Annotated in this window: 11 protein-coding genes; 8 read left to right on the top strand and 3 right to left on the bottom strand. The window is 45.4% G+C overall.

Annotation, left to right across the window (positions count from 1 at the left end; genetic code table 11):
• Positions 1-191 precede the first annotated feature (191 nt).
• The 3 genes from Q0605_RS09700 to Q0605_RS09690 are packed head-to-tail and all read left to right on the top strand — an operon-like array spanning position 192 to position 3,103.
• Positions 192-431 (top strand): DUF4492 domain-containing protein, encoded by a 240-nt coding sequence (locus Q0605_RS09700; RefSeq protein WP_037998268.1) that lies wholly within the window; start codon positions 192-194, stop codon positions 429-431.
• Positions 432-465: 34 nt separating this feature from the next.
• On the top strand, positions 466-1,995 hold the full coding sequence (locus Q0605_RS09695; protein WP_298706561.1) for a cytochrome ubiquinol oxidase subunit I: 1,530 nt from the start codon (positions 466-468) through the stop codon (positions 1,993-1,995).
• Between the two features lies 1 nt (position 1,996).
• Positions 1,997-3,103: a cytochrome d ubiquinol oxidase subunit II gene (locus tag Q0605_RS09690; protein ID WP_298706559.1), complete on the top strand. Its 1,107-nt coding sequence runs from the start codon at positions 1,997-1,999 to the stop codon at positions 3,101-3,103.
• Between the two features lie 327 nt (positions 3,104-3,430).
• Here the strand turns inward: Q0605_RS09690 and Q0605_RS09685 are convergent, their stop codons facing one another.
• The gene (locus Q0605_RS09685; RefSeq protein ID WP_298706557.1) at positions 3,431-4,399 is read right to left on the bottom strand and encodes a putative transporter; all 969 of its coding nucleotides are present in this window, start codon (positions 4,397-4,399) and stop codon (positions 3,431-3,433) included.
• On the bottom strand, positions 4,399-7,131 hold the full coding sequence (locus Q0605_RS09680; protein ID WP_298706555.1) for a M16 family metallopeptidase: 2,733 nt from the start codon (positions 7,129-7,131) through the stop codon (positions 4,399-4,401). Before Q0605_RS09680 ends, Q0605_RS09685 begins: the two co-directional genes overlap by 1 nt.
• Before the next feature lie 72 nt (positions 7,132-7,203).
• On the opposite strand from Q0605_RS09680, the gene Q0605_RS09675 reads away from it, so the two are divergent.
• On the top strand, positions 7,204-7,518 hold the full coding sequence (locus Q0605_RS09675; RefSeq protein ID WP_298706553.1) for a hypothetical protein: 315 nt from the start codon (positions 7,204-7,206) through the stop codon (positions 7,516-7,518).
• Here Q0605_RS09675 and Q0605_RS09670 read toward each other — a convergent pair.
• Complete coding sequence (locus Q0605_RS09670) at positions 7,472-8,068, bottom strand: peroxiredoxin (protein WP_298706551.1); 597 nt, start codon at positions 8,066-8,068, stop codon at positions 7,472-7,474. The genes Q0605_RS09675 and Q0605_RS09670 overlap by 47 nt on opposite strands.
• Before the next feature lie 237 nt (positions 8,069-8,305).
• Between Q0605_RS09670 and Q0605_RS09665 the strand changes: the two genes are divergently transcribed.
• The 4 genes from Q0605_RS09665 (at position 8,306) to rpmF (ending at position 9,639) form a co-directional block, all read left to right on the top strand.
• Positions 8,306-8,590, top strand: a complete 285-nt coding sequence (locus Q0605_RS09665) for a 4Fe-4S dicluster domain-containing protein (RefSeq protein ID WP_297903244.1) — start codon at positions 8,306-8,308, stop codon at positions 8,588-8,590.
• Positions 8,591-8,697: 107 nt separating this feature from the next.
• Positions 8,698-9,111: a nucleoside-diphosphate kinase gene (ndk, locus tag Q0605_RS09660; protein WP_177388469.1), complete on the top strand. Its 414-nt coding sequence runs from the start codon at positions 8,698-8,700 to the stop codon at positions 9,109-9,111.
• Between the two features lie 9 nt (positions 9,112-9,120).
• On the top strand, positions 9,121-9,474 hold the full coding sequence (locus Q0605_RS09655) for a hypothetical protein (RefSeq protein WP_298706549.1): 354 nt from the start codon (positions 9,121-9,123) through the stop codon (positions 9,472-9,474).
• A gap of 18 nt (positions 9,475-9,492) precedes the next feature.
• Positions 9,493-9,639, top strand: coding sequence for a 50S ribosomal protein L32 (rpmF, locus tag Q0605_RS09650; RefSeq protein ID WP_005871250.1), 147 nt, complete (start codon positions 9,493-9,495; stop codon positions 9,637-9,639).
• Positions 9,640-9,643 lie beyond the last annotated feature (4 nt).

Here is a 9,643-nt window from a genome sequence, read left to right as displayed (position 1 = left end):
GCAACAGGGATACGATCCCTAAACCGGATAAAGCATAGTGGCGGAGGCTCATGGGGTAGGTCAAGGCCGTCAGAAGGGGCGATGGAGGTTGAGGGATAGAGGGATGCGTCGGCGGCGACGTGTTTCGCAGAAAGAGGAAAGGGCTTACTTTCGCACCCGAATAAAATTGTATTTGGTACAAAAAGAAAGAGATGACTGTAGAGAACAACCGCCCCCGCAACCCCTTGGTGCGCGTCGCACGCTTCTACATCGACGGCTTCCGGCAGATGACCTGGGGGCGTACGCTGTGGATTCTGATCCTGGTGAAGCTGATCATCATGTTCGTCGTGTTGCGCATGATCTTCTTCCCCCGCTTCCTGAGCCGCTTCGACACGGAGGGCGAGCGCCGGCAGTATGTCTCCGAAGAACTCATCCACCGCGCGACACCCTGACCCCCACCGACTTACTCTAACTACACATTTATATATGCAACAATTGGATACTTCTTTGATCGACTGGTCGCGGGCGCAGTTTGCGCTGACGGCCATCTATCACTGGCTGTTTGTGCCGCTCACGATTGGGCTGGGCGTCGTCATGGCCTTGATGGAGACGATGTACGTCCGCACGGGGCGGGCGTTTTGGAAACAGACGACCAAGTTCTGGATGAAGCTCTTCGGCATCAACTTCGCCATCGGCGTGGCCACGGGGCTGATTCTGGAGTTTGAGTTCGGCACCAACTGGGCGAATTACAGCTGGTTCGTGGGCGACATCTTCGGCGCGCCGCTTGCGATTGAGGGCTTGCTGGCGTTTTTCTTAGAGGCTACCTTCTTTGCGGTAATGTTCTTCGGCTGGGATCGCGTAAGCAAAAAATTTCATCTTCTTTCAACCTGGCTCGTGGCGATCGGATCAAATTTAAGCGCGTATTGGATCTTAATCGCGAATGCTTGGATGCAAAACCCTGTTGGTACGAGCTTTAATCCAGATACGATGCGTAACGAGATGAGCAATTTTTTAGATATCGCGCTATCTCACTTCGGAGTGGCTAAATTTTTACATACCGTCGGCGGCGGCTACATTACCGCGGCGCTTTTCGTGCTTGGAATTTCGGCGTTTTATATGCTAAAAAACAAAGATTTCGCGCTTGCTAAAAAAAGCTTCATCGTAGCGGCAAGCTTCGGTATGCTAAGCTCGCTTTTCGTGCTATTTAGCGGTGACGAGAGCGCCTATCAGGTCGCGCAAAAGCAGCCGATGAAGCTTGCTGCGATGGAGGGTCTGTATAAAGGTGAAGTAAACGCGGGCATCGTCGCGGCTGGAGTTTTAAATCCGAGCAAAACCGCGGGAGACGATAAGGAACCGTTTTTATTTGAGATTAAAGCGCCTTATGCGCTAGGACTAATGGCTACGAGAGGGCTTGATAATTTTACTCCGGGCATCGATGATTTGGTATTTGGAAACGAAAAATTCGGCATCGAAGGCGCGGATAAAAAGATCGAAAAAGGCAAAATCGCCCTGCAAGCGCTAAAGGATTACAAGCTCGCCAAAGACGCGAATGACACCGCGGCGATGCAGCAAGCGCGCGAAATTTTATTTGGTAACCAAAATATGCAAAATTTAGGCTACGGCTACCTTGACGACGCGAAGCAGATCGTCCCTCCCGTGGCGCTTACCTTTTACAGCTTCCACGTGATGGTGGCTCTGGGAAGCTATTTTATCTTGCTATTTTTCGTGACGCTATTTTTGGCGATGCGAAAGAACCTCGCCGAATACAAGAAAATTCTATGGCTTTGCGTCTTTAGCATTCCTTTGGGATACGTCGCGTGCGAGGCGGGCTGGATCGTAGCCGAAGTAGGGCGCCAGCCGTGGGCGATACAAGATCTTATGCCGGTGGGCGTCGCAGCTACGAGCCTGGCAGGAACGAACATAATGATCTCGTTCGCGCTCTTTGCGGTTTTATTTACGGTTTTATTCATAGCCGAGATAAAGATCATGCTAAAACAGATAAAGATAGGATTTTAAGATGCACGAAATTTTTCAAATTTATTGGTGGTGCGTGATTTCGCTTCTGGGCGGAATTTTAGTTTTTATGCTCTTCGTGCAGGGCGGTCAGACGCTGCTTTTTACGCTGGCGAAGAATGAAACCGAGAAGGATTTTATAATAAATTCCATCGGCAAGAAATGGGAGCTTACGTTTACTACGCTCGTGATGTTCGGCGGGGCGTGCTTTGCGGCGTTTCCTCTATTTTATGCGACCAGCTTCGGCGGGGCGTATTGGGCGTGGATGGCTCTGCTTTTTTGCTTTATAATCCAAGCCGTCGCCTACGAATACAGAAAAAAGCCCGATAATTTCTTGGGCGCTAAAACTTATGAAGCCTTTCTTTTCATAAACGGCTCATTGGGCACGATCCTGCTTGGTATCATCGTCTCGACGCTTTTTAGCGGCAGCGAATTCGCGCTGGGGCAGAATAATTTCGTACAGTGGAAAAACTCCGCTCGCGGGCTTGAGGCGTTAGCAAATCCGTTTAATTACATCTTAGGGTTTGCGCTATTTTTCTGCGCCAGAACTGGAGCGAGCTTATATTTGATGAACAATATCGCCGAGCCTGAAATGATCGCCAAGCTCAAAGCCTCGCTTAAATTTAATGCTAGCGCGTTTTTGGTTTTTTTCATCGCGTTTTTGGCGTGGGTTTTGTTAAAGCAGGGCTACGCAGTTGGCGCCGACGGCGTCGTAAGCCTTGAGAGCTTTAAGTATCTGCATAACTACCTAAGCCTGCCTGCGGCGCTAGTTTTGCTACTGCTCGGCGTCGTGCTGGTGTTGGTGGGAATATTCAAAGGCGCATTTACAAGCAGCGTGCGCGGGATATTTTTTTATGGCGTGGGCGTCGTATGCGCGGTAACGAGCGTATTTTTGATCCTAGGACTAAATCACACGGCGTTTTATCCGTCAAATTTCGACCTACAAAGCTCGCTTTCGATAAGCAATGCAAGCTCGAGCCTCTATACGCTTAAGACGATGTTTTACGTGTCGTTTATAGTGCCTTTCGTGCTGGGTTATATAAGCTATGTTTGGCGCGCGATGGATGCTAAGAAGCTCGATAAAGAGGAGCTTTCAAGCGAGCATTATTAAGCACGCCAGCTCTAGCACGGCTTCCGCGCGCCGTGTGGCGGCGAGGCCGTGCGCGCTTTTGCGCTTAGTTAAATTTCATATCGGCGACGCTTTTTATGCGCCGCATTATAAAAATTTTAAGGATTAAAAAATGATCAAATCTTTAGTTTTCATCGCGATTTGGATGATCTTGCTAATCGCGAGCTATAAATTTATAAAGCTAAACATTACTCATCACGAAAAAAGAGAGCAGTAAAAGCGTAGAAATTTTAAAAGCTTGCGACCCGGGATTTTGCTTTAAATTTAGAAAGCGAAGTCTAGGGCCGCAAGATGCGGGCGAAATTTTATCTAGCCCTTGTAATCGATATTTTTTTCAAACTCTTTAAGTCGCATATGGATTGAGCGAAGCTCCGTGATCGTCGTCCAGTTATTCATAAAAATACTAAAACTACCGCGCACTTGATTAAAAGCGTTACTTACCTGCACCATAACTCCAAGCGTAATTACCTTAGTAAATAACCCAGGACCCATTATCAAGTAAGGTACGATCATTAGAAACTGCGAAAATGAGTTGAACCACATATCAAAATAGCAGTAATGCAGATACAGTTTAAAATAGTTATATTTGATCTTATCAAATAATAAAAGAATTTTTTCCTCGCTTGCGTAATTTATCTTATCCTCCTCCGCAAAAACAAGTTCTTTTCTAAACGCCGCCTCGACCTTTTGGTTATTGTATTCCAGTCTCGGCAGATACCAGCCCACCAACCAAGAAATTATTAATCCGCCAATGCTAACTAAAAGCGCGATCCAGACGAGCGAGCCGGGGATTTTTTTTAGAAATTCAAAAGGGACATTGCTGCTAAGTCCCCACAGCACCGGTATGAACGCAAACAGCGTCATAGCTGCCGAAAGCACTCTCGTGCCCATCTCTTCGATAGTTTTTGAGAAACGAAAGATATCCTCTTGGATACGTTGCGAGCTGCCTTCGATATCTTTGCTTACCTTTTTCCAGTATGAAAAATAGGAAAAGCTTATCGCTTCTCGCCATTTAAATGCCCAAACCCGCGCTGCGTATCGCTCCGAAACCCCGGCGATAACGGAAGGCATCGCTATCCATAAAAAGACCTTCATCTGTGCGTAGAATTCCTCTAGCGTATGACGTTCTACGTTTTGGCACAGATCGTAAAACGCGCGGTACCATTCGTTTATTCTCACATTTAAGGTAGTTTGATACCAATTAATCGCAATTAGAAAAAATATTCCCGAATATGCCCAAAATGCCCATTTTTTGTTTTTAAAAAATGAAGCAAACATCAACGCTCCTTTGGATTTAAAATCGCCGTAAATAGCCTATCGCTTAGCATTTGCGCGGCTTCTTGCACATCCGCGCTTTTTACTGCGTTTATGCTTGCTGCGTAGCTTTTTTCGTCATAGAGCGGATAGCCGTAAAGCTCGTGCGCAGTGATATTAGCAAGCCAAAAATCATTCGTCTGCACAGCTCTTTTGGTCGATAGAATTTGAGCTTTTTTGAAATTTGCCAGCTCGCTATCTTTTGCGCCCGAGCTTTCGATCTGTTTTAAAATTTCACTCACGCTTGCTGCAACCGCACGGGCGTCTTTCGGCTCGGTAGAAAACGATACATTCAAGCTCGCTGCGATTTGTGGCTCACGCACATAGGCGCTATGTACCATCGCCGAATAAATTTGTCCGCGCGCCTCGCGGATCTGCTCGACGATACGATTGCTTAGCACGCTTTTTAGCGCTTGAAATTTATAAGTGTCTGAAAAGTCAAAATTTTGCAGCTCATAGTTTGAAAAAATCATCCGAACTTCGCTTTTATCACTATCTCCGTAGTCTTGCACAATCTCGCCGCTAGAAGTATTTAGCATCAAAGTTTTAGGCGTAGCGCTGCTTGTGCCGGGTTTTAGATTGCCGATATATTTGGCTAGAATTTGTTTTGCGCGCACAGGCTCAAAATCGCCGCTAAGCACAAAGATAAAATCTCCAGCACCTGAAAAAATTTCATCCGCATCGCGCTGTAAATCGGCAAGATTTGCGTTCTTTACGTCATCTACGCTAAGCGGCTGCTTACGAGCTATATCTCCCGAATATAGAGATTTTAAAATTTGCTCGCCGAATTTAAATTCCGCCGTCTCGTCTCGTAGCGCAATCGCCGAAAGCGCGTCGGTTTTGTATTTTGTAAGCGAGCTTGCATGAATTAGCGGCTCGCTAAATCTTGCGTAAAGCTCGTGTGTCATCGCCTCCAGATCCGCTCCTGCGCCTCTAAAACCGCAGTCTGCGTCATCCATCCTAAATCTTAGCTTATAATCAAATTTTGAGGTCAAGCGTCCCGCCTCGTATTCGTTTAGCTCGCCTATGGTGCCAGAGTTTAGCAGCGCAGTTAAAATTTCGCCACGAGCTTTGCCGAAGTGCGCGTAGCCACCTTTTTTAATGGCTGCGAGGGCGATTTTATTTTTCTCGCTTTTAAGGGGCTTTAAAATTACCTTCGCGCCGTTTTTAAACTCCAAAATTTCAGTGCCGCTAGCGCCTTTTTGCGCTTTAAATTCCGCCTCTTTTAAATTTGCTCCCGCAAGCTGCTTGGAAGCAAGCTTCGAAGCAGCGAAATTAAACGGCAGCGCTTTTTCGTAGAGCAGCTTCGCGTCTTTTTGGCTAATGCCCAAATCCTTTGCCGAGATAATCTCCGTAAATCTCGCTCCATCTGTTATCTTAGAGAAAAATTTATTAACATCCGCTAGCGTTATTTCTTCTAATGCCTTGAGGCTTAGATCGTGCTCGTCTTGCTTACTAAGCTTTACATTGCCGTTTTGTACGAAATCAAGTAGCGCTCCTATTTGCGCACTTTGCGTATCGTTTTTAAGCAGATCGGCTTGCACTTGATGTTTAAATTCCGCCTTAACGCTATCAAAATCGTCATTGTTAAATCCGTGTTCGCGTACCCCTTTGATCGCGCTAAAAAGACTACTTAATGTGGCGTTGGCGTCGAAATTAAAAATATTTGCGCTTATGCTGTATAGTCTGCGGTTTTTAAACAGATCGTCCGAGCCGAAATAGGCTTTAAGCGGAATTTTGGCATTTACATTCATCGCGTCGTATCCAAGCTCCATCAGCCTCGATACGTAGGCTTGCAGCCACTCATTCTTAAGTGCGCCGTAGCTCCTTAGCGGCTCATATTTGCCTGCGTAAAGCACGCTAGCGACATTGGCGCCGAGCTCAGGTTCCACGGTGCTTGCTAGCCCGCTTTCAAAGGGGCGCAGGTTAAGATCGCGCGGGATTTTTTCGCCGTGCGCAGAAAGAGAGCTAAAATTTTGTTTGATTAGGTTTTTAATCTGCTCAACGTTTACGTCGCCCACGACTATGATGCTAATGGCGCTAGGAAGGTAGTTGCGCGCGTAGAATTTTTTTAGTTGCTCGCCAGTGGCGCCTTTGATGATTTCATTTTGTCCGATCGGAAAGCGTCTGGAAAATATGGAATTAGGGTATAAATATGTGGCGCGCTTTTCGTAAAAGCGCCTCTCAAAGCCTTTTTTTGCTTCCTCTAAGATTACACCTTTTTCCTTTTGCGTTTCGTTCTCGTCAAATTTCACGCCGCCTGCATAATCGCGCAGCACCAAAAATACGTCCTTTAGTGTCTCGTCGCTTACTTGGGTCTGGATGTTGTATGTGGTGTTTTCAAAGCCAGTCTGTGCATTGAGATCGGCGCCGAATTTTACTCCAAGGCGCTGCAGGGTATGGACTAGCTCGTTTTTATCGAAGTGCTCGCTGCCGTTAAATGCCATATGCTCGACGAAGTGCGCAAGACCCTGCTCGTCGTCATTTTCATCGACGCTACCTGCGGCTACGTTGAGGTAAAAAAGCGCGCTATTTTTTGGCACATCGTTTTTGAGGATATAAAATTTCACGCCATTTGCCAGTTCGCCGTGCACTACACTAGGATCGAGCTTAAGTGGCGCGTCCGGGTTGGTATCTGCGGAGTAAAGGCTCAAAGAGCAAAGCAGGGCGGAGATAAAAAATATAAGCTTTTTCATAATTGTCCTTGGATTTAAAAACTTGCGATTGTAACAAAAGCTAGTTTAAAGTATGATTTTGCGAGCTTTGTTATGGGTGAAATTTTACCAAGGATTTGGGATTTTACTTGCGGTTTTGAAATTTTACTTGCAGATTTTCAAGAAACGGAATTTTTGGAATTTTTGGAATTTTTGGAATTTTTGGAATTTTTGGAATTTTTGGAATTCCGCCGCCGCGACTTAAAATTTTGGCAGCGGAATTTAGAAAGCTTTGAGAGCTTTAATAGCCCGCGCAAGGCTAAATTTAAACTTTACGTGGTTAGCATTAGAATTCGTACGCCCGCGCGAAGAATTTTACAACTTATAGTTTGCTCGCATTTTTGCCTAGATAATCCGCGACGCCCTTAGGATCTGCTTTCATCCCTGCATCGCCTTTGTGCCAGCCCGCAGGGCAGACCTCGCCGTACTCGTTTGTAAATAGCATCGTATCGACCATGCGAAGCATCTCGTCGATATTTCGGCCTAGCGGTAGGTCGTTGATGACGGCGTGGCGGACGGTGCCGTCTTTATCGAGCAAGAAACTACCGCGAAGCGCTACGGCGTTGCCGAACAGCACGTCGAAACTGCGCGCGATGTCCTTCGTAATGTCTGAGACGAGTGGGAACTGCACTTTGCCGATACCACCTGCGTTTACCGGAGTGTTTTTCCATGCAAGGTGGGTAAACTCGCTATCGCAGCTAACGCCGATAACTTCGATGCCCTTGGATTTGAAATCTTGATATCTGTGATCGAATGCGATGATCTCGCTTGGGCAGACGAAGGTAAAATCTTTTGGATAAAAGAATACGACCGCGCCTTTTTCGCCGATATTTTTATAGAGGTTGAAATCCTCAACTATTTCGTTGTTGCCTAAAACCGCAGTTGCCGTGAAATCAACGGCTTTGTTGGTTACTATCATTTGTTTCTCCTTGTTAATAAAATTTATGATGGCGATTATACATTTTATAACTTTAGATTTGCTGAAATTTGATGAAATTTTTTATATAATAAAATTTATGTTTTCAGTCCTTTTTTACTTGTTATTTTTATAAAATTTTTATATAATAAAATTTATTTGTTTGATAATATTAAATTTTATCATTTTTTAAATTTAGTATGTTATCATCACGCTTCATTTTTTGATAAAGGAGAAACAATGGCTGTAAAAATCACCGATATTTGCATTAGCTGCGGCTCATGCATCGACGAGTGCCCGGTAAATGCGATCGTGGACGATAGCGATAACCCAAGCGGCGAGGATAGCTACTACGTATATGCCGATAAATGCGTCGAGTGCGTGGGTTACAACGACGAGCCTGCGTGCGCAAACGCCTGTCCGACCGACGGCTGTATAGTCTGGAGCGACATCGTAGCGGGTCAACCTAGTAGGGATAGTATAGGCGCGGATCTACGCAGCGGAGATACCCCGGTATTTGCCTAGCAGATAAAATTCCGCGATCAAATGCGCGGAATTTTAATTCATTCAATCCTTAAATAAATTTTAACCTATTTTTCGATACAATCCGCCTTTCACTTTAAGGAGATTATATGCAGCAAACGCTTTCTATTATTAAGCCTGATGCCGTTAAAAAAGGTGTTATCGGCAAAATTATCGATCGTTTCGAAAGCCACGGACTAAGAATCGCAGCGGCTAAAAAATTATGCCTAAGCGCCGAAGATGCAGGTAAATTTTATGAAATTCACAAGGATCGCCCTTTTTATAAGGATCTGATTGAGTTCATGACTAGCGGCCCGGTGGTCGTAATGGTGCTTGAAGGCGACGATGCCGTAGCTAAAAATCGTGCGCTAATGGGCGCTACCGATCCGAAAAAAGCCGATAAAGGCACGATCAGGGCGGATTTTGCAGACAGCATCGACGCTAACGCCGTTCACGGCAGCGACAGCCTAGAAAACGCAAAAACCGAGATCGCATTTTTCTTTGCAAAAAGAGAAATTTGCTAAGAGTACCACGTGAAGATCGCTTTTGCTAAAATTTCCGCCGTGCCCGTGCCATTTGAAATTTCGCGAGACGGACTTAAGTTTAGCGGAAATTTAAAACGAAAAGACTCTAAGTTTATCGAGTGCAAGGGCGAAATTAAGGGCAAAATTCCATACATTTGTGACCGTTGCGGCAAAGAATTTGATCTTGACGTAAACGAGAGCGTAAATTTGCTTTTAAGCGAAGGTGTTTTTAACGACGAAAGGCACGAGAGCTTGGACGTTATGGAGTTTTTCGGTACCGAAGTTGATCTGGATGAAATTTTAAGAAGCGAAACGGAAGCTTTTAAAAGCGACTATTTTTATTGCGAAGAATGCAAGAACTAAATTTATAAAGGAGAAAAAATGGCAGTTCCAAAGCGAAGAGTTAGTAAAACTCGTGCGGCGAAAAGACGCACTCACTACAAAGTGACCCTTCCGATCCCCGTCAAAGATAAAGACGGAAGCTGGAAAATTCCGCATAGAATAAACAAAACTACGGGCGAATATTAATCCG

Source organism: uncultured Campylobacter sp. (genome assembly GCF_938017705.1).
Lineage (GTDB): Bacteria > Campylobacterota > Campylobacteria > Campylobacterales > Campylobacteraceae > Campylobacter_B.
This window is presented reverse-complemented; position numbering and strand designations above follow the sequence as displayed.